Genomic DNA, 23,431 nt, shown 5'->3' on the forward strand with positions numbered 1-23,431 from the left:
CATGCCTTGGCCCTGACTTCACCCAAAGATAAAAAAAAGTTAATATAGAGGAATAAGACTAGTTTTGACCCGCACCGATCAGAAGGATCCAATCCCATTCCGATTTGTTCTCGGGCGGAGTCAGGCTGGCTTCAGGCTGGTTGGGTAGGGTACCAGCAAACCATCTCTTTCCTGTACGCGGACTGTACCAAACGGCTCTAAACTGATCGCCTTCTAGATGAGATAAATATACGTTGATACTGCGCGAATCGGGTAAATACGCAATTGCCATTCTTTTATTGGTTAACATTTTTACATGTACTTCGGCCCGATCCATGGGGCTTACTAGCAGGGAACTGTTCCATTCGGTCTTAAGAAATGCCCATGGTACGCCATTTAAAACCTTAACTAATTTCTCGATGTATTCTGCACCATCCTGGGTAATATTTGTTTTCCACGTCGGGTTGAAATTCTTGATGGTGCTTTGATGACAAAAACCACTGCCGCTAGCCATAAAGGCTGTGAATGCTTGCTGACGAATTTCTGCAGATTGGTCCAGAAGTTCTTTAGAAAATATACTATTCGCCAGTAAAAAGGGGCGCTGTATTTCTCCCGTTTCCTCTGAGGCCTGCTGTTTTTTTACAAAATTTTTATAGTCCGTTTCAGAGTTCGTTGAGTCTGGAATAATAAAATCAAGGTCATAAGGTCCCCCATTCACTTCTTTCGATATTTTGGGGTATTGCTGAAGCAGCAGACCCATCATTCGATTAGGTTGCAAAGTACGAATTTGCTCGGTAAGTAAGGATGCATATGGCCGGGACTGGTCGGTGTCGTCGACTAGCCAAAATACGTTTTTATGCTTACCTACAGTTTGAATTAAATGGGACATATATTGTCCGATGGACTCAGGGCTAGCATCCACAAAGGATTGGTGCCATCCTTGTCTGTTGACTACAATGCCCACGGCAATTTCTCTTTTTTTTGCCGCCGCTACCACTTTTTCTATATGACTGAAATAGCCTGGGTTGGGCTGAGAAAAACTTCCCCCTTTAAAGGCCTCCTGTTTATAGAAATTTTTAAGATTAGGACTGCCGGGTAGGGCTTGAACAATGATGCAGTTAAAGGACTGGGATTTACGGATATCCATATACTCAGCAGCTTCCTGAAGGCTAAGCTTTCGAAAAAGTTGCCAGGCCACATCAGCAACCATCAAGAAAGGTTGCTCTTGTTCATCCAGAAGATGTTGCCCGTCTTTACTCGCCTGCAGGGGAAAAGCAGTTTGGGCCAGTGTATTCTGAAATACATGAAACAGGATACCCAGAATTAATCCACATAGCTTCTTCGTTTTCATATTTCCCCGCCATGTTTTAGCTGGGCAATCGTTTGTAGGGGATTCTCCGAGCCAAAAACAAAGCTTCCTGCTACCAAAATGTTAGCCCCTGCCTCTGCCAACTGAGAACAATTGTCCATATTTACCCCTCCATCTACTTCAATTTTAAATGAATAACTTCTTTCCTGTCGGATTAGCTGCAGTCGTTGGATTTTGTTATAAGTATGTTCAATAAATTTCTGCCCCCCGAATCCAGGATTCACCGACATGACCAGGACAAGATCCAAATGGGGAAGAATGTCGGTAAGCACTTCTATCGGTGTGGCTGGATTGAGCGCGACCCCAGCCTGGCAGCCCAGCTCTTGTATATACTGAATCGTACGGTGTAAATGCGGACAGGCTTCATAATGAACGGTTATAATAGCAGCTCCAGCCTTGATAAAGTCGGCAATATATCGATCGGGCTGTTCGATCATAAGGTGAACATCCAGGGGTTTAGTGGCGTGACGGTTTACCGCGGCACAAACAGGCATTCCAAAGGAAATATTGGGAACAAACATACCATCCATGACGTCGACATGGATCCATTCTGCCTCGCTTCGATTGAGCATTTCTATATCTCTTTGTAAATTGGCAAAGTCAGCAGCTAGTATGGACGGGGCTATTTCCGGCATAAGTGTAGGGGTTCAGTTTGATTTGGATGGCCAAAAATAAGGAAATATCGGCCAAAATTGATGATTGAACTGATAACTTCCCCTAAAGTCCCGCACCGATTAGTACTTTTATGAGCTTTTTTGTGAGAGAATTCATTGCTGTAGAATAAATCTTAATTTTGTATTAAAAAGAATAATAAGCACTAAAAAGACCTCTACTTTTGTTGTGCTAGGATATTAGAATTAAACAATAGTCGACAACATCATGTCACCGGAACAACAGATTCAAGAGCTCAGCGCCAAAATAGAACGTTATAATTTTCAGTACTACCAGCAAAACGAGTCGGAAATTAGCGATTTTGAATTCGACCAGCTAATGGCCAAGCTGAAATCGTTGGAAGAACGATATCCTGAATATAGTCTTCCAGATTCCCCCACCCATCGGGTAGGAGGCACCGTGACCAAGAACTTTGAGACGGTCTTCCATATCTACCCTATGCTTTCCTTGGACAATACCTATAACGAAGAGGAGATCCGAAGCTTCGATGAAAGGGTGCGGAAGGGGCTGGATGGCGCACCGTATGAATACATTTGTGAGTTAAAATTTGACGGGATCTCTCTGAGCTTTACCTACGAAAACGGAAGGCTTGTGAGGGGAGTGACCCGAGGGGACGGTACGCGCGGGGATGATATTACCCATAATGTCAGGACCATACGAAGTTTGCCCTTGAGTGTCAAAGGTACCAATATACCATCTCGGTTCGAAGTTCGGGGAGAAGGATTTATGCCCTATCGGTCATTCGAAAAACTAAATGAACAAATGGATTTAATGGGTGAAAACCCCTATGCAAATCCTCGGAATGCTGCTTCTGGTTCATTTAAGTTGCAAGATTCCGCTGAGGCCAGCAAACGGGGCCTCGATTGTTACTTATATGCTTTTTTAAGCGATGAGCCGATATTCGATTCGCATAGTAAGAGTTTGGAGGCACTTCAGAGTTGGGGTTTCAAGGTGTCTCCAGGCTATCGGAGGGTCGATAATATTGATCAGGTGATTGATTATATTCATGAGTGGGAAGAAAAGCGTTTGACCCTGCCTCTGGCAACTGATGGGATTGTGATCAAAGTCAACGCCTTGGAGCAGCAACAGGAGCTGGGCTATACGGCGAAAAGCCCCCGTTGGGCAATTTCTTATAAATACAAAGCGGAGAATAAACCGGCTATTTTAAGAGCTGTTCACTATCAGGTAGGTCGGACAGGGGCCGTTACACCAGTAGCCAATCTATGTGATCTGACAGAGCGTAATCTGCCCTATGGAAAAGTAAAAGGAGTGCAATTATCCGGAACGCGGGTTAAAAGAGCTACCCTACATAATGCCAATGAGCTAGAACGTTTAGAAATTCGGTTAGGCGATACTGTTTTCGTAGAAAAAAGTGGTGAGATCATACCCAAAATCACTGGAGTTGACGTGAGTCAGCGCGATTTTTTTCTGACAGAGGCAATCGTTTTTCCCTCAGAATGCCCCGAGTGTGGCACGCAACTTCAAAGGAATGAGGGCGAGGTTGCTTATTTTTGCCCTAACGAAACGGCCTGCCCACCGCAGGTAAAAGGCCGGATAGAGCATTTTATTCATAGGAAAGCCATGGATATTTCCAGCCTTGGTGAGGGAAAGATCGAGTTGCTTTATGATCTGGGATTGGTGCGGACCCCTGCAGATTTATATACTTTGCAACCCCAGCATTTACTGGGTCTTGAAAAGAACATTTTTAACGAAGAAACCGGTAAAACTAAGAAGATCAGTTTCAGAGAGAAAACAGTAGAGAATATTTTAAAAGGAATCAGAAAATCCAAGGAAGCCCCTTTTAAAAACGTTCTCTTTGGACTTGGAATTCGCTTTGTTGGCGCAACAGTGGCTGAGAAATTATCAAATTACTTTAGAAATTTGGAGGCCTTAATTGCTGCTGACTATGAGCAGTTGACTGCAGTGCCGGAAATTGGAGGGCGCATTGCCCAAAGCGTTTTAGACTATTTTGCTAATCCCATCAACCTGGCCATGGTTCATGCGCTGAAGGAGGCCGGATTACAGATGCAGACGGCCGATCTGCCCGTCGTAATAGAAGGGGATAGCCTGTCGGGAAAAACATTTGTCATATCAGGGGTTTTCGAAAATTATGAAAGAGACGAACTCAAATCTAAAATCGAAGCCAATGGCGGCAAAGTGTTGAGTGGTGTCTCCGGGAAGCTTAACTATTTGTTGGCAGGTGCGAATATGGGTCCATCAAAGTTGGAAAAAGCCCGAAAACTTGGGGTAACCATCCTATCCGAAGAGGACTTTGTTCAGATGCTTCAGGCGGCGGTCAGATAATATTTGATTTTTATGCTTATAATTATCAGAAAATCAGTGTTTTGACAAAAAACCCATCATCGAAAGTTATAACCTTCTGCAATTGACGATTTACTTAACTAACTTTGTGTTTTATTAATAAACATTAATACAGGAATAATGCCATTGGATGAACGTTTCAAAGGGGTAGGCGCGGCACTCGTTACGCCTTTTGATGAAGAAGATGCAGTAGATTACACGGGTCTGAAAAATCTGATAGACCTGGTTTCAGAGGGTAACGTGGATTATCTGGTCGTTCAGGGAACAACCGGTGAGTCACCGACGATTTCCGAAAAGGAGAAAGAGGAGATTCTGAACTTTACCATCGAAAATAATTATAAATCCCTTCCCATCGTCTATGGTATTGGTGGAAACTATACCAAGGCGGTTCTTGATACCATCAAGAAAACTAACTTTGAAGGGGTTGATGCCATTCTTTCTGTTTGTCCTTACTATAATAAACCTACTCAAGAAGGAATAATTGCGCATTTTACGGCCATAGCAGATGCCTCACCGGTTCCTGTCTTGCTATATAACGTACCAGGCCGTACTGTGACCAATATATCGGTACCCACTGTGGTAAGTCTGTCCAAACATCCTAATATTATAGGACTGAAGGATGCCGGCGGAAGTCTGGAACAAAGCATGCTTTTGGCTGATGCCGTGGGTGACGAATTCCTCTTACTCGCTGGAGACGACAATCTGGTAACTCCCATGATTAGTGTAGGCTGGCACGGAGTGATCTCCGTGATTGCCAATGCATTCCCTAAGGAGTTTGTCGAGCTTACCTGGCAGGCATTGGAAGGCCGTTTTAAAGAGGCAGCCAAACTTCAGCTGGCGTTTCTAGAGTTTGACGATTTGCTTTATGTGGAGTCTAACCCTGTAGGTATAAAGAAATGTCTGGAAATTAAAGGTATTTGCGGGCCCAAGGTAAGATTACCTTTACTGGCGGCTACGCCCGAGTTAGGAGAAAAGCTTGCAAAAGCCATGATCCGTGAAGGTTTTGTCTGAGACCTTGCCTATAGCTATTTGCAAAAGGGCTCTTCGGAGCCTTTTTGCTTTTTAAATGAATATTGTCGCAATCACCTTGTCATGATTAGTTTTTATCCAGGTCCTTCCAAGATTTATCCGCAGGTGGCTACCTATTTACAGGAGGCCTTTGATTCCGGTATTCTCAGCCAAAATCACCGTAGTGAGGGATTTATGGAATTGATGGATTCTACCCTTCGGCTCGTAAAGAATAAGCTGGCTGTGCCTGCCGACTATGAAGTTTTTCTGGTTTCTTCCGCTACGGAATGTTGGGAGATTATCGCCCAATCTTTTACCCAGACCGGAGCATTACATGTCTATAATGGTGCATTTGGCAAGAAATGGATGGAATATGATGCGGCCATTAATTCTCAGGTAAGTGGATGCGCTTTTTCCCCTGAACAACTTCCTGTCTTAGATGAGGTTTTGCAGGATTCGGCAGATCATATAATCTGTTTAACCCATAATGAAACCAGTAATGGAACTTATATTCCTGATACTTTATTAATGGAAGTCAGGTCGCGACATAGTCATTTGATTGCAATAGATGCTACTTCTTCCATGGCCGGCTTAAATTTGCCCTGGACTCAGGCAGATATCTGGTTTGCTTCGGTTCAGAAATGCTTTGGTCTTCCTCCTGGTTTGGCCGTACTCATTGTTAGCCCTAGGGCTATTGCTCAGGCGGCAAGTATAGGAGAGCGTAATCATTATAATAGTTTTCTTTTTATCCGAGATAATTTTTTAAAGTTTCAGACACCCTATACTCCGAATACTTTGGGCATTTATCTTCTAAACCGATGTGCTGAATCTATTGAACCAATTTTGATGATAGATGCACAAATCAGAAATCGTGCTGAAACTTTATATACTTTTTTTGAGGATTTAGGTCTTAGTCCTGTCGTAGCACGCCAAGAACTCAGGTCTCCTACGGTTTTGGCTTGGCATCTAGAAGATCAGGCCCTTAAAAAACTAAAAGAGCTGGCGAAAAAGAATGGAATTGTGTTGGGCAATGGTTACGGACCGTGGAAAAACAATACTTTTAGGATAGCCAATTTTCCTGCTATCACTGATCCGGAAGTGGAAGTTCTCAAGACTTTTTTGGAGCGCGCATTTTAATTAATGAGTAATATACTCTTATATTAGGTTTTATATACTCATAGCTTAAGTTTGGCTCTTAATGGAGCCTTTCCTATACATTATTTGAAATTTTTATAATAAACTACGACCTGCTTCATTGTGCGATTGGATATATTAAAACAATACGAATCACAGACTAAATTCCTGGTGGCTATTGACTCCATCATATTTGGATTCGACGGTGAATCCCTGAAATTACTCCTCGTTAAACGGGGAATAGAGAATGAAAAGGATACATGGTCACTAATGGGAGGCTGGGTACAGGAAAAGGAGAGCCTCGAAGCTGCTGCCTCCAGGGTTCTTTATGAGCTTACCAACCTAAAAGATATCTATCTGGAGCAATTGCATACCTATGGCGACCCTCAGCGAGATCCCGTTCAGCGAACTTTTTCAGTAGCATATTTTGCCCTGATCAATGTGGAGGATTATACCCAAGCACTTTCTTCTGCCTATGAAGCACGCTGGTTTTCCTTGGATGAATTACCCACTTTTCTTTTTGATCATTCGATGATGGTGAGCCAGGCCATAGAACATCTTCGTTACAAGGCTTCTCAGCATCCTATTGGTTTTGAGCTCTTACCGGAGAAGTTCACGATTCCTCAGCTGCAGAAACTTTACGAGGCAATTTTTGGAGCTGAACTGGACAAACGGAACTTTAGCCGTAAATTGCTTTCGACAAAATTGTTGATAAAATTGGATGAAAAACAACGGGGTTTCTCCAAAAAAGGAGCATACTTCTATAAGATAGACGAGGAAAAGTACCAAAAGCAGTTCAATACCTTTCTTAATTTCTTACCTGGTGGAAGCGTATAATAGTTGACTCCGACGATTTTTTTTGGCTATGCACGGAGTTTTGTTCAACTTTGTGTCCAAAAAAATCTTGTCAACAACTGTATGTTTAATTTTAAGGAAATCATTTCTGTGACGCTGATTTTATTTTCTGTCATAGATGTATTGGGCTCTATCCCGGTGATCGTCGATTTTCGAAGGAAATTGGGACATATTGAGTCCGAGAAAGCGACCATGGTGGCTGGGCTAATCATGATCCTATTCCTATTTGTAGGAGAACGATTGCTAAGCCTTTTTGGTGTAGATGTATCGTCGTTCGCTATAGCAGGTGCCATTATCCTGTTCTTACTGGGTATGGAAATGGTGCTGGGCCATAATATATTTAAACATGACGATCTGGATTCAAATGCCGCATCAATCGTTCCCATCGCTTTTCCAATTATTGCCGGTGCCGGAACCATGACTACTTTGCTGGCCCTCCGTTCAGCCTACGCCATACAGAACATTTTGGTAGGAGTAGTGGTCAATTTACTATTCGTTTACATGGTCCTAAAATCTTCAGATTGGATAGGACAGAAATTAGGTAAAGGAGGTATAGATGTCTTAAGAAAAATCTTTGGGATCATCTTACTCGCCATTGCCGTCAAACTTTTTAAATCCAATATTTTCGTTGGATAACTTTCTTAAGTCGGTCGCTGCTCAATTGCCGGCCAAATCATTAAATTATTCTCATTATGCAACAAATTGACAGCCTTAATCAGGTAGCCGAATTTCATAAAACCTTTAAACACCCTATCCTTAACGAGCCGACCATTCCCTCGGAAGAGCGCAGCCGCCTTCGTGTAGCCCTATTAGCAGAGGAATTGAAGGAGTTGGAGGTTGCTATTCTTGAAAAGGATATTGTGGAAGTAGCAGATGCACTCTGTGATTTGCAGTATGTACTTTCGGGCGCGGTACTGGAATTTGGCCTGGGTGATAAATTTCGAGCGTTATTCGACGAGGTGCAACGCTCTAATATGTCCAAAGCCTGCGAGACCGTGGCAGAAGCTGAAGCTACTGTGGCCCATTATCAGGCCAAAGGTACACCGTGCTACTACAAGGAAGATGCGGGCAAATACCTTGTTTATCGCACAGCTGATGATAAAACACTGAAAAATATTAATTATTCTCCAGCCAATCTGGAGCAAATAATTAATCAATAAATATTAGACTATTATTCCATTCCTGCCATGAAAACCACTGTTCTAGAACGATTTTTACGTTATGTTCAGATCGATACACAGTCAGACCCCGCCTCCGATCGGTTTCCCAGTACTGCTAAACAGCGTAATCTCAGTGCACTGCTAGTTGAAGAGTTATTGGCAATGGGGGTTATGGATGCGGAATTAGACGAAAATGGCTATGTATATGCCACCGTCCCAGCCAAAAATACCAGTAAAGACGTACCGGCTATTTGTTTTTGTTCTCATGTAGATACTTCACCTGATGTTTCTGGTGCCGGCGTCAAACCTTTGTTACATAGAAATTGGGATGGTAGTGATATCGTTTTGCCGGATGATCCCACCCAGGTGCTGAGAGTTGGCGAGATGCCAGGCCTTGCCCAGCAAATAGGGCATGACCTGATTACGGCAAGCGGACGCACCCTTCTGGGAGCTGATAACAAAGCCGGGGTGGCAGAAATAATGGCCGCCGTAGAGTATCTGATTACACATTCCGAACTCGCTCATGGACCAATTAAAATCCTATTTACACCCGATGAAGAGGTGGGCAGGGGCACTGAAAAGGTTAATCTTAAACGCCTGGGTGCCGATTTTGCTTATACCGTAGATGGTGAAGCGGTAGGCACCATGGAAGACGAAACCTTTTCGGCCGATGGTGCCCGAATTACCATTCAGGGGGTGAGCACGCATCCAGGGTATGCATTTGGTAAATTAGAGAATGCACTTAAAATAGCGGGGGATATTATCAGTAGCCTGCCTAAAAATCGACTTTCTCCGGAAACTACAGCGGGTAGGGAAGGGTTTATTCATCCGGTGGCCATGGAAGGAATACAAGAAGTGGCTACCATCGATTTCATTTTGCGTGATTTTACTGATGAAGGCTTATTAGAAAAACAGCAAATTCTAAAAGAAATAATGGATCAGGTTCTGGTTCATTATCCGGGCTCCACGGCGTCTCTGGTCGTAACGGAGCAATATCGAAATATGAAACAGATATTGGCTGAATTTCCACAGGTAGTAGAGTATGCCAAAATGGCTATGGAACGTTCTGGCTTGGAGCCCATACTACGCAGTATTCGGGGAGGAACGGATGGTTCACGGCTCTCATTTATGGGCTTGCCATGCCCGAACATATTTGCCGGTGAACATGCCTTCCATAGTCGTTTGGAATGGGTGTCATTACAGGATATGGAAAAGGCGGTGGAAGTGATTGTGAATCTTTGTCAGGTGTGGGAAGAGAAATCGTAATGGCCAAGAAAACCAAATTTTATGTGGTTTGGAAGGGCCGCGAAACCGGAATTTATACAGACTGGAAGGAATGTGAGGCTCAAATAAAAAACTTTGATGGAGCCCAGTACAAATCTTTTGATTCTCTGGAAATTGCCCAGCAGGCAATAGAAAGAAATTATTGGGAATATATTGCTCGGAAAGAAGCCTCTGCCAAACCTCATCCCAATACGGTACCGGCTGCAATAGGACAACCCATCCTGGATAGTCTGGCCGTGGATGCTGCCTGGAATACGGCCTCGGGTGACATGGAATACCAGGGGGTTTATCTGGGCAATGGCACCAGAGTTTTTCTTCAGGGACCCTTTCATGATGGTACCAATAATATTGGAGAATTTCTGGCTATCGTTCATGCGCTAGCCTATCTGAAGGGTAAAAATAGCCTGATACCCATTTATTCTGATTCCAAAACGGCAATTAGTTGGGTGAAAAAGAAACATGCTAATACGAAATTGGCGCTCACTCCTCGTAACAAACCCGTATTTGAGTTGTTGCAACGAGCGGAGAGATGGCTTGCCACCAACACCTATTCAAACAAAATCTTGAAATGGGAAACCAAACATTGGGGAGAAAACCCTGCTGACTTTGGACGAAAATAATAATGGCCAGAAACAGCTTTTTTCAATTCAAACAGTTTATTATTCGGCAGGATCGATGCGCAATGAAGGTCTGCACCGATGCTTGCATTTTTGGTGCCTGGTTGTCTTTAGGAGAGGCACAGAATGTACTTGATATAGGTTCTGGAACAGGTTTGCTAACGTTGATGCTCGCTCAAAGATTTCCTAAGGCTAAGGTTACCGGCATAGAGCTGGATGCTCCAGCCTTCGAACAGTCGGTTCAAAATGTTGAAAATAGCCCCTATAATAAGCAAATTGAGTTACTTCAGGGAGATATCCGACAATATGAGCCTGGGAAGCTATACGAATCAATCATAAGCAATCCGCCATTCTATCAAGCGAGCCTGCGTTCCCCCTCTGCTCAAAAAAATGCGGCACATCATGCCGAGACACTCCATTTTGAAGATCTGTTATATGCTGTAGCTCGCCTCTTAAAACCAGAAGGGGAGTTGCACCTACTTCTTCCATGGGATGAAAGTCATGTTTTTATAAAAATGGCAGAGACGAAGGGATTTATTTTGAAACAGAGTCTGACCATAAATAACCATATTGAGAAAAAACCATTCCGTCGCATCATGTGCTTTCAACGAGCTACAGAGTCGGATAATGGATTGAAAGAAAGCGATTTGGTAATATATTCTTCCCATGGCCAAGGGTATACATCCGAATTTGAGGCGCTATTAGGACCATTTTATTTGAAATTATGAAAGGAAAAAAGCGAACTTTACAACTTTAATAATAAGCTACGACATTTCGTTCCATTTCATGACCAATTTACCAGTACAAATTACCGTATTAATTCCACTATATAATGAGGAAGAATCGCTTCCTGAGCTCTGTGCCTGGATCCAAAGGGTGATGCAGGAGGAAGGGTTCCGATATGAAGTTATATTTGTCGATGATGGTAGTAAAGACGATTCCTGGTCGGTCATAGAAAAACTTTCCGCTGAAAATCCCTATGTGAAGGGGCTGAAATTTGTCCGGAATTATGGAAAAACGGCCGCTTTGCAAACAGGTTTTCAGGCTGCTGAGGGGGAGGTGATCATCACCATGGATGCCGATTTGCAGGATAGCCCAGACGAGATTCCTGCTCTTTATCGTATGATTACTCAACAGGGTCTAGACCTGGTGTCGGGTTGGAAGAAAAAAAGGTACGACCCCATTACCAAAACACTACCTACTAAGCTTTTCAATGCGGTGACACGGAAAATTTCCGGTGTGGCACTTCACGATTTTAACTGTGGGCTAAAAGCTTATCGCCGTGAGGTCGTCAAACATATTACCATTTATGGGGAAATGCACCGATATATTCCTGTTATTGCCAAATGGAATGGCTTTGCCAAGATTGGAGAAAAGGTGGTCCAACACCGTCCCCGAAAATACGGAACGACAAAATTTGGATTAGAAAGATTCATTTTTGGCTTCCTCGATTTGCTTTCGATTGCCTTTGTTAATAAGTTTGGCCGTCGACCTATGCATTTATTTGGCAGTCTAGGTACGCTTATGTTTTTTCTGGGTTCTGTTATAACTTTCTGGCTGATTGGTTCGAAAATATATAAGATCTATATTTCGCATGAGGTTTATCGGAATGTAACCGAAAATCCTCTGTTCTTTTTGGCATTACTAGCTATCGTGGTAGGGACTCAATTGTTTCTGGCTGGCTTTTTAGGAGAGCTATTTGTGAAACAGTCTATCTCCAAGGCCGATGACTATGTTGTCTCTGAACGTGCAGAAAGACCGAGCTCACAGATAAATACTGGTTTGTAACATAAAAATTTTCTTATTTATAAAATTAATGATCGCTAACGTACACAAAGCCCATCCCTGGCATGGGATCCCTTTGGGAGAAAATGCGCCAGAGTTGGTAACGGCATTTATTGAGATAGTGCCTACCGACACCGTTAAATACGAGATAGACAAGGCAACTGGTTATCTGAAGATCGACCGCCCTCAAAAATACTCCAACATAGTCCCTGCACTCTATGGTTTTATACCCAAAACCTATTGTGCAGAAAAGGTCGCAGAGCTGGCCAGAGAACGTTCTGGACGCGAAGTAACTCAAGGAGATGAAGATCCTCTGGATATTTTAGTGCTTTGTGAGAAATTTATCTCTCATGGCGATGTGATGTGCGAAGCGAAACCTATCGGAGGCATTCGTCTGCTGGATGGGGGCGAAGCTGATGACAAGATAATCGCTGTTTTAAAGGGTGACGGTGTTTACGGTCAGTTTAATGACCTTAGCGAGCTACCCGAAGGGATTGTCGAGCGCTTAAAGCACTACTTCCTGACTTACAAAAACTTGCCAGGCGAAAAGGCCCATATCGAAATTACTAATGTATACGGACGAGAAGAGGCCCATGAGGTGATCCAGACTTCCGTAGAAGATTACAAACATTCTTTCTACTGAATAAACCAGCAGTCAGAGGAGAAATAAAACAAAAGCCGTTCCTGTTAGGGGCGGCTTTTGTTTATGCTTATCTTTGTGCAAATTTTTTTTAACGGCCGATTGGCTTACCAGCATTTGTCTCGCCAGCATCGATGTATGGTCAGTACCGGAGCATGTAAGTGGATCAATGGATTCTTATGAGTAATATACAAGAAATAAAAAAACGCCGCACCTTTGCCATCATCAGTCACCCAGATGCGGGTAAAACAACATTGACTGAAAAACTGTTGCTTTTTGGTGGAGCTATCCAGACGGCAGGAGCGGTAAAATCTAATAAAATCAAAAAGACGGCTACCTCCGACTTCATGGAGATTGAAAAGCAGAGAGGTATTTCGGTCGCCACGTCGGTGATGACCTTCGAATACCGCGATCTGCTGATTAATATTCTGGACACCCCGGGTCACAAGGATTTTGCTGAGGACACTTATAGGACGCTGACTGCCGTAGATAGTGTAATTCTTGTTATCGACTGCGTAAAGGGAGTAGAAGAGCAAACAGAGCGCCTGATGGAGGTCTGTCGCATGCGGAATACACCTGTGATCGTGTTTATTAACAAACTCGATCGCGAAGGCCAGAACGCCTTTGAACTGCTCGACGAGTTGGAAACTAAACTTGGCATCAGAGTGCGTCCATTGACCTGGCCTATCAATATGGGCGCTTCTTTCAAAGGGGTATATAGCCTTTATGAAAAAATGCTCTACTTTTTTGCCATTAACAAGACTAAAATCGAAAGAGACGTTGCTAAGATTAACCTCGAGGATGAGGGCTTGGTAAGGCTTCTTGGGGAAAGAGATGCAAATCAACTCATCGAAGACGTAGAGCTGGTAGAAGGCGTTTATGACCCTTTTTCCGATGAAGCCTATCAATCAGGAGAATTAGCCCCGGTGTTCTTCGGAAGTGCAATTAATAATTTTGGTATCAAAGAATTGCTGGATACATTCTGTGATATTTCACCCTTGCCTCAACCACGTCCTTCAGATACCAGAAAAGTGGATCCTATGGAACCTAAGTTTACAGGATTCGTATTTAAGATTCATGCAAACCTTGATCCACGACACCGCGATCGAATTGCTTTCTTACGGATTTGTTCCGGTAAGTTTGAAAGAGGGAAATTCTATAAACATGTAAGACTCGGAAAAGACGTCCGTTTCTCGAGCCCATTTAGCTTTATGGCCTCCGATAAGAAGGTACTGGATGAGGGGTTCCCAGGAGATGTGGTAGGTTTGTACGATACAGGTAGCTTTAAAATTGGCGATACACTCACCGAAGGTGAAATTCTTCAGTTTTCCGGTATCCCGAGTTTCTCTCCTGAGATATTTAAGGAAATTGTTAACCTGGATCCGATGAAGTCCAAGCAACTCGAAAAAGGGGTTCAGCAGCTTACCGATGAAGGAGTTGCACAATTATTTACCCTTGACTTAGGTAATAGAAAGATTGTCGGGACAGTAGGTGAGCTCCAGTTTGACGTGATTCAGTACAGGTTGCAACATGAATATGGGGCGAAGTGCCGCTGGGTTAATATGAACGTTTCTAAGGCCTGTTGGCTCACCAGTGACGATAAAGCAAAGCTCGATCAATTTATACGGCTTAAAGGGAATCAAATAGCTTTTGATAAAGACAAAAATCCTGTTTTTCTGGCAGAGTCTGACTGGATGATTCGTATGAACCAGGAGAACAATCCGGATATACAGTTTCATTTTACCTCCGAATTTAAGACGGAACAAGTAGTATAACAGGGAATCTGACCCGAAAGATGGATCGCATAGAAAACAGCAACAGGCAGGGTTTTCTATGCGATCCTTTTTTTGTTTTCGCATATTTAGCAGGTAAATTTTGTAGAAAATATTTGCTTGGTATCATCGCAAAAATGCGGATACTAACTATCTTGTCGGTCATATGACTGCAAATAAACTCAACGGAAAAAATATTATCATTTTGGGTCTTCCCCGGTTCGACTCAGAGTTAGAATCGACCAATTATACCTCAGCTAAACTTCTGGCGAGAAATAATCGTGTGGTTTATATAGAAAATCCATTGACGATAAAAGATTATTGGGCGATTAAAGATACAGTACGACATCAAAGACGCCAGCCATTTCTGTCAATATGGAACACCGAGTTAATGGGCACCGATACCCCTAATCTGACCATATTGGTGCCACCAGTCTTATTGTCCATTAATTTCTTACCGGAAGGATGGTTATACAGGCAGCTATTGAAATTAAATGAAAGAATACTGGCTTATAAACTGAAGAGAGTACTACGGAAACAGCGGATCGAAGCCCACGTTTTTATTAATTCCTTTAACTTTCATTATCCGGGCCTTGGCTCGCATCTGAATGCGAGTTTGGCAGTATACCATTGTCTCGATCCGCTAATTGTCGATTTTGACCGGCGTCATGGCTTGCAATCGGAAGCTGAACTGGTACGAAATTCCGATGTGGTGGTATGTAGTAGTCGTCAGTTGCAGCGGGAAACTTCAGAGCTAAACGTTAATAGTTATTTTATACCCAACGCCGCGGATCTGTCACATAGTAGTAAGTGCATGGATCCCTCCCTGTTAGTTCATTCATTATTTAAAGATATTAAGGGCCCTGTGATTGGCTATTTCGGGGCTGTCGAGCGACGGATAAACTACGAATTATTATTGGCAGCCGCACAGCAGCACCAAGACAAGAGTTTTGTCTTAGTAGGCCCCGTGGATCCAGTTTATATTCCAGAGTTCATCAAATTACAGGATAATATATACCTGCCGGGTCCGGTTCCCTATGCTGAATTACCTGCGGTCCTGAAAGGGTTTTCAGTGGCCATTATTCCCTTTAAAAAGGATGAGGTGAGCAGGACCATTTTTCCATTAAAATTATTTGAATATCTGGGAGCAGGGAAGGCAGTAGTATGTACCGATTTTAACCCCGATTTGGTCGATTTTACTGCCGATTCGGTTCATTATTGCAGTACTGCCACACAGTTTTCGGCTGCCATTTCTGCAGCTTTGTTGGAGCAGGGACCCGAATGGGTAGCACGTCGTCAAGAAATTGCTGCCGAAAATACCTGGGAAAAACGTATCGATCAGATGTCGGAAGTTATGATGAGGAGCTACACAAGGATTAATGGAACTTCATAGGCCAGCCTGCTCAATCTTTTAACTCTTTTTTGTTGGGTATTTAAATGCATAGTCCCTATTAAATTTGAAATGGCGATAGATATGCCGCATGGCTTTAACTAGGGGATTCTGGCTTTCTCTTAAATAGTTACGGCGCATGGTACTGGGCTCCTCCGTCGAATTACGTTGGGTAAATAGCCCGTTAAAGTCTCTATAAAAGATTGCTTTTCCCTGGCTCGATAGAAAGGACATCATCATGTCATACTCTGTATCGTCACCCTTTACTCCTTCGCGGTATGGGCCAAACTTGGTACAAAAGTTGGTCCTGCGCAAATGTGGATGGTCGCTATAAACATAAAATTTTCGGTAACCAGGTTTCCATACACTGAATAGCATCTCATAAAAACCGTCTCGAACCGGTTTTAGAAAAGGGTATTCGAAATAGGCATAAAACCGGACCAAGTCTACCTCCGGTTTTTCATGCATTAATGCAACGGCCGTCTGTAATTTGGAGGGGAAAATAGTTTTTGCCTCGAAATCTTCCTGGATATAGAGGGTTAAGGGAGTGGCTACAGCCGCTTGTCCTTTATTAATATTATTCCCTAAGCCTTTATTTTTTGGCGTTGTAATTAACTTGAAATGGTACTGGTCCTGAAGCTCCTGAACCAGAGTCAAATGTGCCATCTCGCTGCCATCATCTGAGACCACTATTTCTTCGAATTGGCAATTTAATTTTTGTAAATTGCTTAAAAGATTAGCCAAAGACTGACTACGGTTATAATGGGTGATCAGGAGGGTAACGTCCTTGAAAATATATGCACCTGCAGTATTCATGAAAAAAATATTAGGAGGATTTAAGAACGAGTTGCAGGGTATTCTTTAACCAACGAAAACGAAGATATACCTGTCTGGCAAGTCGGATAAAGGGGTTACGACCCAGGCGCCAGTCGGGCCGGTCTACCGTGCTGGGCTCGTCAGAGGTGTTGACTTGATCGAATAAGGTGGTAAATTCATTGAAAAATATTGCTTTACCATTCTTCTTCAAAAAGTTTAAAACCATTCCAAATTCCGCTTTATTGGGGTCTACCCCCTCCGGGTAGTTCCCAAATTTGTTCAGAAAGCTGCTGCGACGTAGGTGAGGATGGTCGCTGTACATATAAAATTTTATATGGTCGGGGTCCCAGAAAGAAAACTTCATTTCAGAAAATCCGGGCTTGTAGGGCTTCATTTTGGGATAGGCGAAATAAGCGTAGAACCTGACAAGATCCAATTCCCGATCTTCCTCCATAAAGGTGAGTGCTTCCCTGAATCGCTGCGGGAATAAGGGCGTGGGTACGAAGTCTTCCTGAATATATAAGGTATACGGAGAAGTAATAACCGCCTGACCTTTATTAATATTATTTCCCAAACCTCCGTTCTTCCTCGTAGCGATTAGCTTGAAGTTATATAATTTTTGCAGCGCTTGGACCCGATTCAACTGATCTTCTTTACTGCAGTCGTCAGATACCACGATTTCAGAGAAATGGACGTCCAGTTTTTTAAAGCTGGAAAGAAGTCTGTCTAAGGATTGACTTCGATTATAATGAGTGATTAGAAGGGTAGTATTAGGAAACGTATGGGTCATGTATTGGTCGTTGAGATCGCAGTAAGCTTGCTTGTTTGGATAGAGCAAATATGATAAGCAATAGTATTTGCAGCCATGCACCTGTAAAAATATTGATCATTATTGAATATTTACATATTAGTGTAGAAATAATTTATTCCGGAACTAGACATCACAATCTTTCAGCCCCTGAGGATATTCGGCTTATAGCTTACTTTACTTTGGAATCGGAATCAGGTCTTATTCGATAAATAAGAAACATTTTATGCTAACCATTTTTATTATAAGAAATATTTCGACTTATTGCTGGCATTTAGTTTAGCTTATGACAGGGGATGTATTCCGGAAGTATCGATGGTAAAAGTTTCTATTATAACAGTCAATTATAATCAACCTGAGGTAACAGAGGCTTTGATTGATTCGATCCATAAAATGAATGATTATTTCCATATTGAGGTCATAGTGGTTGATAACGGGAGCAGAGTCGACCCCGTGCCCTACTGGACAGGTCGGTACCCTCATATTTTATTTATCCGATCGGAGCATAATCTGGGTTTTGCAGGTGGGAATAACCTGGGAATTGAGCAAGCGACGGGAACATATTTATTTTTTGTTAATAATGATACCATCTTTACCCCTGCATTGGTAGGTGGTTTGGCTTCCTATTTAACAGAACACCCCCTGGTCGGAATGGTTTCGCCGAAAATTCACTACTTTGAAAATCCGACTATGATACAGTATGCGGGTTATACAGCCATGAATTATTATACCGCAAGCAACGCCTGTGTCGGTCAGTTTGAGGAGGACAGTGGGCAATATGATGGTATAAAAGGACCCACGGGTTTCATTCATGGAGCAGCCATGATGGTTCGTCGAAAGGCCATAGAAGTGGCCGGACTGATGCCGGTAAATTATTTCCTGTATTATGAGGAATTTGACTGGGTGGAAGCGATTAAAAGAGCTGGCTTTGAAGTGCATGTAAATAATGACTTTTCAATTTACCACAAAGAATCTATATCCGTAGGTAAGAACTCCGCCCTTAAGACCTATTTCATGAACAGAAATAGAATCTTATTTATTCGAAGGAACACTACGCCCCTCACCACAATAGTTTTCGGCTTATATTTTTTGCTGCTAGTATCCCCTCGAAATATTATTGGATATATACGTTCGGGAAACTACCAGTATATTTCTGTTTTCTTTAAGGCTATCCTGTGGAATTTTAAAAATGCAACTAACAGCCAGGAATTAGGCTTTACACTCAAATAGTTTATGATTACCTTTCTATGGATTGCAATAGCCATTGTGGCCTATACTTTTTTAGGCTATGGTCTTTTACTGTACATATTGGTTCGTATAAAAAGACTGGTGAATCCAGTGGTTAGTACCTCATTTGTACAGGATGATTTGCCCAGTCTTACTTTGGTAGTGGCTGCCTATAATGAAGTAGATATTATTCTTGAAAAGGTGAAAAATACAATGGCTCTGGAGTATCCGGTCGATAAACTTCGCATTATATTCATGACAGACGGTTCCACTGATGGAACCCCCGAGCGTATTGATCAGTTTCAAGGAATAGAAGTACTGCATCAGCCGGAAAGAAGAGGGAAAATTCATGCCATTCACAGAGCGATGGAGGTGATCCAAAGCGAGGTAGTTGTATTTACAGATGCCAATACTTTTTTAAATCCGCAGGCATTAATACGGATAGCAAGCCATTATGCTGATGCAGCGGTGGGGGCGGTCTCAGGGGAGAAGCGAGTTTCCGCTGCAGACCAAGCCGACGCTACGGCAGGGGAGGGGCTGTACTGGAAGTACGAGTCAATGCTAAAAAAATGGGATTCGGAATTATATTCGGTGGTAGGTGCCGCTGGGGAGTTGTTTAGTGTTCGTAGATCTTTGTACGTACCCGTGGCTGCCGACACCATTCTGGACGACTTTATGATCTCCATGCTTATTGCTCAGAAAGGATATCGTATTGTGTATGAGCCTCAAGCTTATGCCGTAGAACTAGGTTCGGAAAATATTAAGGAAGAACTGAAAAGGAAGGTACGCATTGCAGCAGGGGGTATACAGTCGATTATCAGACTATCCTCTTTACTTATTCCATTAAAAATGCCTCTGCTAAGCTTTCAGTATATTAGTCACCGGGTTTTGCGTTGGACAGTAACCCCCTTCCTACTCGTAATAATATTTATATTGAACCTGGTTATAATAAACCAGGAACAGTCTCCGGTCTTTTATGATTACCTCATGGGGGCTCAATGTGCCTTTTATTCCTTAGCCCTCCTAGGTTGGTATTTCGAAAGGCAAAAAATTCGAATTAAGGCCTTATTCGTTCCTTACTATTTCTGTATGATGAACTGGGCGGTATTAGCAGGGATTGTACGATATGCCAAGGGGCGGCAAAGCGCTGTTTGGGAAAAATCCACACGCCGATCATCCAACTAAAATTTTCCTTTATAACTTACCCAAACGCTCTGCTTCAGCAATCAGAATAGGAATTAGTCTGGTAAGTTCTTCGTCAATGGTATTGTAATGATTCCAAAGCGTCTCTAAGGGCGCCGAAGCTTTTATCTGGCGTTCAAATTCCTCAACCTTTGGCTTCAGCCAAGTCATTCCCGCCATGGGAAAAGATGGCTTTAGACCATGAACAATATTGGCTGCTTCTTTAAGATCATTGACCGTAAGAACATTTTTAAGCTCGACCCAGCGAACATAAGAATCGCTGACGAAAGCGTCGAAGATAAGGGACATGATATTAGCATCGTCACCATAAACTTGTTTTAAATGAGCCGTATCTAATTCCTTATTGATGTCTGCAACCATTGTCGTATTGTTTAAGGATATATTGTCTTAAGTTTATGACAAACATACCGAAAATACCAATTCAAGAATAAAAAGTATCAAGGGAAATTGTCCCTAGATACTAGTTGCTCGTACTATCTTCTTCAACTTTCGCCTTAGACTCTTCCTTATCTTTTTTACGGAAGTATCTTCTAAATAAGAAGTTAGAACGAAGGGCCGTCATATTTTCATCGAGTTTATCGGTACTGGACTCTAAATTTTCCATCGTTCGTTTAATATTCAATGCAGTCTGGTCATCGTTCAATAATACACCAACCGGGCTTGTTTTATTATTTTTAAGGTTTTCGCTGGTTGCTTTCAGGTTCTCAATCATCACATTCGCTCCAGATACCGTTTCATTCAGATTAGAAACCGCCATACGGACATCCTTCATCACTAAGGTATCAGTTACCAGATCATTGGCAAGGCCACCTTTCTTATTGAGCTGTCCTGTAAAAGCAGATAGTGATGCGGTTAGGTTCTGAGCATTATGTGCGGCTTTATTAAGAGTCTGTAACGTTTTATCTAAATCGTTATATAGCCTCTCATCGTTAAGGAGCAGTCCTGCAGTCCCTTTCCCCTCCAAAATATTCTTACTAATGGTTTTAAAGGCCGATGTGATGCCCAAAAGGTTTTTATTATTTTCTGAAAGCACGCTGATCATCTCTTCAGTGGACTCTACTTTCTCAACATGTATTTCGTCACCATCTTCTATGGGTGCCACTTTGGTAGTACCTCCGTATATTACAATAATCTTGTTTCCTATAAGGCCATCGGTACTTACCTTAGCCTTAGCATTCTTCCGAATAAATTCTTTGGATTTGTCTTCTATATTTAAAAGTACCTCTACCTGAGAGCCATTCATAAAACGAATGGACTTTACCGTCCCTATTTTAACCCCGGAATACCAAATATTATTTCCGGATTTTAGTCCATTCACGTCGTCAAATATCGTTTTTACGGTAATGGTGCTGCCAAAAAGCTTTTTCATATTTCCTATGGTCAACACGCCCGCTACGAAAATAAGGGTGCCTAACACAACGAATAGCCCAACTTTTATAGATCTTTTTTCCCTGGTTTCCATTATTGAATAAAATTGTAGTCGTAAAAACTTTTGATTCTTTCCTCTTCTGTTTTAAATACTTCTTCGAATGTACCTTGACGGACGAAGATTCCGTCCAAAAGCATGGCAATCCGGTCGCCAGTCGCCTTCGCACAGGTGAGATCGTGCGTAATGATGATGGCCGTAGTTTTATATTTCTCTTTAACTTCGTTGATTAGCTCATTGATTTCCAGACATGTAATGGGATCAAGGCCAGCTGTAGGCTCGTCATACAGCATAATTTCTGGTTTTAAAATCAGCGTCCTAGCGATCCCTATTCGCTTACGCTGGCCACCCGATAGTTCGGAAGGAACCTGGTTGATCGTTTGTAGCAATCCCACAGCTTCCAGAACCGTCTCAACTGCTTCATCGATTTCGGCTCTGGTAAGGTTGGGTACATTGCGCACCAAAGGAAACTCCAGATTCTCACGGACGGTCATGCTGTCGTAAAGCGCACTGTTCTGGAAGGAAAAGCCTATTTTAAGCCTAAGGTCACGTAATTCGCTTTCGTTTAACTCAGATACCTCACGTCCCAATACGTTGGCTATCCCGCTATCCTGAGTGAGCAGCCCAACCAAAATCTTGATCAGTACTGACTTGCCTGTCCCGGATCTTCCTAAAACTACTACGTTTTCACCTCGGTACACATTTAAGTTGACTCCCTTGAGTACGTCAAGATCTCCGAATGATTTATAGAGATCCGAAATTTTAATAATGGGTTCTTTACTTGAATTTTCCATAGATTATACCCGGAAGTAATTTGAAACCTGTACAATAATTACCTCCTCTATAAAGATTAAGAACATCGAAATAACCACCGATGAATTGGCCGCTTTACCAACACCTTCGGTTCCTTTTTTGGCATTATATCCCTGATAACACCCCACAATTCCGATAGTGAAGCCATAGGCTATACCTTTGATAAGGGAAGTGCCTATATCCAGGAAGGTTATCTGTTCAAAAGCTTTTTGAATGAAGGTTTGAAGGCTTGTACCTTCCGTAAGAGTGACATTTAAAAATGCTCCAGCCAGACCTACCATACCGCAATAACACATGAGGATAGGGATGGCAATGGTGGATGCTACCACTCTGGTCACTACCAGATATTTAAACGGGTTGATAGCCGACACCTCCATAGCGTCAATTTGTTCGGTTACCCGCATCGAACCGAGCTCAGCCCCAATACTGGATCCTACCTTTCCGGCACTAATCAGTGCCGTTACCAATGCGGCAAGCGCCCTTACAATGGCAATGGACACGAGAGAGGGAAGCCACGAGGTGGCACCAAATTCGGCTAATGAGGGTCGCGATTGTTTGGTAAATACCATTCCGGTGATGAACCCGGTAAGGCTTATGAGCAGCAAAGACTTATTGCCTATAGCATAACATTGCTTAATAATTTCCTGCGTTTCCATTCTTCCGCGGAAAGCCTCGCGGAAGAATCTCCCCATAAATACAAATCCATTGTATACGGAAAGAAAGGCAAAGTCTAAATTTTTGGTAAAAACATGCTTTTTCCCAGTGGGCGTACTCATATTTTGATCATTTGCTTAAAGGGTTGGTACTTATTGCTTTTGTGCTCCACTACTACGTATATAGTATTATTAATAGAGATCATTTTAACAGCAGAGTGATCTAACTAGTTCATTGCATACTTGGCCCTCGCTAAATAGTACTCAAACTAGAGTGGATTCGAAGCAGCCTTTGAAAACTAAGCTATTTAAAACCTGATGTCCTGAGCTATGTTGAAGGCATAAAACAATCGTTCCAGTGATTGTTAAAGTAAAAAAACTTCCATTAACTGTGAGTCTACAGTGTTCAAAGTAAATCATATATTCTGTAGGCCCGGTCTTTTTAAATATGCTTAACAGCCGTTATGGTCGTTTTAGAGCTAATGAAAAACAGTTAGC

Annotated in this window: 23 protein-coding genes; 15 read left to right on the forward strand and 8 right to left on the reverse strand. The window is 42.5% G+C overall.

The genetic code is table 11. The features are described from left to right. Positions 1-58: 58 nt before the first annotated feature. Complete coding sequence (locus X939_RS0100455; protein ID WP_025761264.1) at positions 59-1,330, reverse strand: apiosidase-like domain-containing protein; 1,272 nt, start codon at positions 1,328-1,330, stop codon at positions 59-61. Next, positions 1,327-1,983: a ribulose-phosphate 3-epimerase gene (gene rpe / locus X939_RS0100460; protein WP_025761266.1), complete on the reverse strand. Its 657-nt coding sequence runs from the start codon at positions 1,981-1,983 to the stop codon at positions 1,327-1,329. Before rpe ends, X939_RS0100455 begins: the two co-directional genes overlap by 4 nt. Before the next feature lie 244 nt (positions 1,984-2,227). Here rpe and ligA point away from each other — a divergent pair, with 244 nt between their 5' ends. From ligA to X939_RS0100525, 13 genes are all read left to right on the forward strand, one after another. Continuing rightward, entirely contained in the window at positions 2,228-4,324 is a 2,097-nt protein-coding gene (ligA, locus tag X939_RS0100465; protein ID WP_025761267.1) for an NAD-dependent DNA ligase LigA, read from the forward strand. 138 nt (positions 4,325-4,462) lie between these two features. Then, positions 4,463-5,353, forward strand: a complete 891-nt coding sequence (gene dapA / locus X939_RS0100470; RefSeq protein WP_044198132.1) for a 4-hydroxy-tetrahydrodipicolinate synthase — start codon at positions 4,463-4,465, stop codon at positions 5,351-5,353. A gap of 81 nt (positions 5,354-5,434) precedes the next feature. Continuing rightward, on the forward strand, positions 5,435-6,487 hold the full coding sequence (locus tag X939_RS0100475; protein WP_025761269.1) for an aminotransferase class V-fold PLP-dependent enzyme: 1,053 nt from the start codon (positions 5,435-5,437) through the stop codon (positions 6,485-6,487). Between the two features lie 120 nt (positions 6,488-6,607). Further along, the gene (locus X939_RS0100480) at positions 6,608-7,321 is read left to right on the forward strand and encodes an NUDIX hydrolase (protein WP_044198135.1); all 714 of its coding nucleotides are present in this window, start codon (positions 6,608-6,610) and stop codon (positions 7,319-7,321) included. Positions 7,322-7,402: 81 nt separating this feature from the next. Beyond that, positions 7,403-7,975 (forward strand): MarC family protein, encoded by a 573-nt coding sequence (locus X939_RS0100485; RefSeq protein WP_025761271.1) that lies wholly within the window; start codon positions 7,403-7,405, stop codon positions 7,973-7,975. Between the two features lie 56 nt (positions 7,976-8,031). After that, entirely contained in the window at positions 8,032-8,499 is a 468-nt protein-coding gene (locus tag X939_RS0100490; RefSeq protein ID WP_025761272.1) for a pyrophosphohydrolase domain-containing protein, read from the forward strand. Positions 8,500-8,526: 27 nt separating this feature from the next. Beyond that, positions 8,527-9,765 carry a peptidase T gene (pepT, locus tag X939_RS0100495; protein WP_025761273.1) on the forward strand — a complete coding sequence of 413 codons (1,239 nt, stop codon included), beginning with the start codon at positions 8,527-8,529 and terminating at the stop codon, positions 9,763-9,765. Continuing rightward, positions 9,765-10,403: a ribonuclease H1 domain-containing protein gene (locus X939_RS0100500; protein WP_025761274.1), complete on the forward strand. Its 639-nt coding sequence runs from the start codon at positions 9,765-9,767 to the stop codon at positions 10,401-10,403. The genes pepT and X939_RS0100500 overlap by 1 nt, the downstream gene beginning before the upstream one ends. Positions 10,404-10,405: 2 nt before the next feature. After that, positions 10,406-11,128: a tRNA1(Val) (adenine(37)-N6)-methyltransferase gene (locus X939_RS0100505; protein WP_025761275.1), complete on the forward strand. Its 723-nt coding sequence runs from the start codon at positions 10,406-10,408 to the stop codon at positions 11,126-11,128. Positions 11,129-11,186: 58 nt separating this feature from the next. Continuing rightward, a complete protein-coding gene (locus tag X939_RS0100510) occupies positions 11,187-12,188 on the forward strand; it encodes a glycosyltransferase family 2 protein (protein ID WP_025761276.1) in 1,002 nt (333 codons plus the stop codon). Between the two features lie 28 nt (positions 12,189-12,216). Then, on the forward strand, positions 12,217-12,828 hold the full coding sequence (locus X939_RS0100515) for an inorganic pyrophosphatase (RefSeq protein ID WP_374754291.1): 612 nt from the start codon (positions 12,217-12,219) through the stop codon (positions 12,826-12,828). Positions 12,829-13,004: 176 nt separating this feature from the next. After that, positions 13,005-14,600 carry a peptide chain release factor 3 gene (locus X939_RS0100520; protein ID WP_025761278.1) on the forward strand — a complete coding sequence of 532 codons (1,596 nt, stop codon included), beginning with the start codon at positions 13,005-13,007 and terminating at the stop codon, positions 14,598-14,600. Positions 14,601-14,763: 163 nt separating this feature from the next. Next, positions 14,764-15,990, forward strand: coding sequence for a glycosyltransferase (locus X939_RS0100525; RefSeq protein ID WP_025761279.1), 1,227 nt, complete (start codon positions 14,764-14,766; stop codon positions 15,988-15,990). An 18-nt stretch (positions 15,991-16,008) separates the two neighbouring features. Here X939_RS0100525 and X939_RS0100530 read toward each other — a convergent pair whose 3' ends face one another. Further along, a complete protein-coding gene (locus X939_RS0100530) occupies positions 16,009-16,803 on the reverse strand; it encodes a glycosyltransferase (protein ID WP_025761280.1) in 795 nt (264 codons plus the stop codon). A gap of 10 nt (positions 16,804-16,813) precedes the next feature. Continuing rightward, positions 16,814-17,593 (reverse strand): glycosyltransferase family A protein, encoded by a 780-nt coding sequence (locus X939_RS0100535; protein WP_025761281.1) that lies wholly within the window; start codon positions 17,591-17,593, stop codon positions 16,814-16,816. Between the two features lie 333 nt (positions 17,594-17,926). On the opposite strand from X939_RS0100535, the gene X939_RS0100540 reads away from it, so the two are divergent. Next, positions 17,927-18,841, forward strand: a complete 915-nt coding sequence (locus tag X939_RS0100540) for a glycosyltransferase family 2 protein (RefSeq protein ID WP_025761282.1) — start codon at positions 17,927-17,929, stop codon at positions 18,839-18,841. Between the two features lie 3 nt (positions 18,842-18,844). After that, positions 18,845-20,023 carry a glycosyltransferase family 2 protein gene (locus tag X939_RS0100545; RefSeq protein WP_025761283.1) on the forward strand — a complete coding sequence of 393 codons (1,179 nt, stop codon included), beginning with the start codon at positions 18,845-18,847 and terminating at the stop codon, positions 20,021-20,023. Between the two features lie 9 nt (positions 20,024-20,032). Here the strand turns inward: X939_RS0100545 and X939_RS0100550 are convergent, their stop codons facing one another. The 4 genes from X939_RS0100550 to X939_RS0100565 form a co-directional block, all read right to left on the reverse strand. Further along, positions 20,033-20,401: an Hpt domain-containing protein gene (locus tag X939_RS0100550; protein WP_025761284.1), complete on the reverse strand. Its 369-nt coding sequence runs from the start codon at positions 20,399-20,401 to the stop codon at positions 20,033-20,035. Between the two features lie 100 nt (positions 20,402-20,501). Next, on the reverse strand, positions 20,502-21,503 hold the full coding sequence (locus tag X939_RS0100555; RefSeq protein WP_025761285.1) for an MlaD family protein: 1,002 nt from the start codon (positions 21,501-21,503) through the stop codon (positions 20,502-20,504). Beyond that, entirely contained in the window at positions 21,503-22,261 is a 759-nt protein-coding gene (locus tag X939_RS0100560; protein WP_025761286.1) for an ABC transporter ATP-binding protein, read from the reverse strand. The genes X939_RS0100555 and X939_RS0100560 overlap by 1 nt, the downstream gene beginning before the upstream one ends. Before the next feature lie 3 nt (positions 22,262-22,264). Further along, positions 22,265-23,056: an MlaE family ABC transporter permease gene (locus X939_RS0100565; protein WP_025761287.1), complete on the reverse strand. Its 792-nt coding sequence runs from the start codon at positions 23,054-23,056 to the stop codon at positions 22,265-22,267. Positions 23,057-23,431 lie beyond the last annotated feature (375 nt).

It is taken from the genome of Dyadobacter tibetensis Y620-1 (genome assembly GCF_000566685.1).
In the GTDB taxonomy this organism is placed as follows: Bacteria; Bacteroidota; Bacteroidia; order Cytophagales; family Spirosomataceae; genus Dyadobacter; species Dyadobacter tibetensis.

Bases quoted from the DNA above. Each gene is read 5' to 3' on its own strand.
- X939_RS0100530 (WP_025761280.1), bottom strand. From the start codon at position 16,803: ATGAATACTGCAGGTGCATATATTTTCAAGGACGTTACCCTCCTGATC.
- X939_RS0100510 (WP_025761276.1), top strand. From the start codon at position 11,187: ATGACCAATTTACCAGTACAAATTACCGTATTAATTCCACTATATAAT.
- rpe (WP_025761266.1), bottom strand. From the start codon at position 1,983: ATGCCGGAAATAGCCCCGTCCATACTAGCTGCTGACTTTGCCAATTTA.
- X939_RS0100485 (WP_025761271.1), top strand. From the start codon at position 7,403: ATGTTTAATTTTAAGGAAATCATTTCTGTGACGCTGATTTTATTTTCT.
- X939_RS0100490 (WP_025761272.1), top strand. From the start codon at position 8,032: ATGCAACAAATTGACAGCCTTAATCAGGTAGCCGAATTTCATAAAACC.
- X939_RS0100520 (WP_025761278.1), top strand. From the start codon at position 13,005: ATGAGTAATATACAAGAAATAAAAAAACGCCGCACCTTTGCCATCATC.
- X939_RS0100500 (WP_025761274.1), top strand. From the start codon at position 9,765: ATGGCCAAGAAAACCAAATTTTATGTGGTTTGGAAGGGCCGCGAAACC.
- X939_RS0100525 (WP_025761279.1), top strand. From the start codon at position 14,764: ATGACTGCAAATAAACTCAACGGAAAAAATATTATCATTTTGGGTCTT.
- pepT (WP_025761273.1), top strand. From the start codon at position 8,527: ATGAAAACCACTGTTCTAGAACGATTTTTACGTTATGTTCAGATCGAT.
- X939_RS0100535 (WP_025761281.1), bottom strand. From the start codon at position 17,593: ATGACCCATACGTTTCCTAATACTACCCTTCTAATCACTCATTATAAT.
- X939_RS0100550 (WP_025761284.1), bottom strand. From the start codon at position 20,401: ATGGTTGCAGACATCAATAAGGAATTAGATACGGCTCATTTAAAACAA.
- dapA (WP_044198132.1), top strand. From the start codon at position 4,463: ATGCCATTGGATGAACGTTTCAAAGGGGTAGGCGCGGCACTCGTTACG.
- X939_RS0100545 (WP_025761283.1), top strand. From the start codon at position 18,845: ATGATTACCTTTCTATGGATTGCAATAGCCATTGTGGCCTATACTTTT.
- X939_RS0100560 (WP_025761286.1), bottom strand. From the start codon at position 22,261: ATGGAAAATTCAAGTAAAGAACCCATTATTAAAATTTCGGATCTCTAT.
- ligA (WP_025761267.1), top strand. From the start codon at position 2,228: ATGTCACCGGAACAACAGATTCAAGAGCTCAGCGCCAAAATAGAACGT.
- X939_RS0100515 (WP_374754291.1), top strand. From the start codon at position 12,217: ATGATCGCTAACGTACACAAAGCCCATCCCTGGCATGGGATCCCTTTG.
- X939_RS0100455 (WP_025761264.1), bottom strand. From the start codon at position 1,330: ATGAAAACGAAGAAGCTATGTGGATTAATTCTGGGTATCCTGTTTCAT.
- X939_RS0100540 (WP_025761282.1), top strand. From the start codon at position 17,927: ATGGTAAAAGTTTCTATTATAACAGTCAATTATAATCAACCTGAGGTA.
- X939_RS0100475 (WP_025761269.1), top strand. From the start codon at position 5,435: ATGATTAGTTTTTATCCAGGTCCTTCCAAGATTTATCCGCAGGTGGCT.
- X939_RS0100565 (WP_025761287.1), bottom strand. From the start codon at position 23,056: ATGAGTACGCCCACTGGGAAAAAGCATGTTTTTACCAAAAATTTAGAC.
- X939_RS0100505 (WP_025761275.1), top strand. From the start codon at position 10,406: ATGGCCAGAAACAGCTTTTTTCAATTCAAACAGTTTATTATTCGGCAG.
- X939_RS0100555 (WP_025761285.1), bottom strand. From the start codon at position 21,503: ATGGAAACCAGGGAAAAAAGATCTATAAAAGTTGGGCTATTCGTTGTG.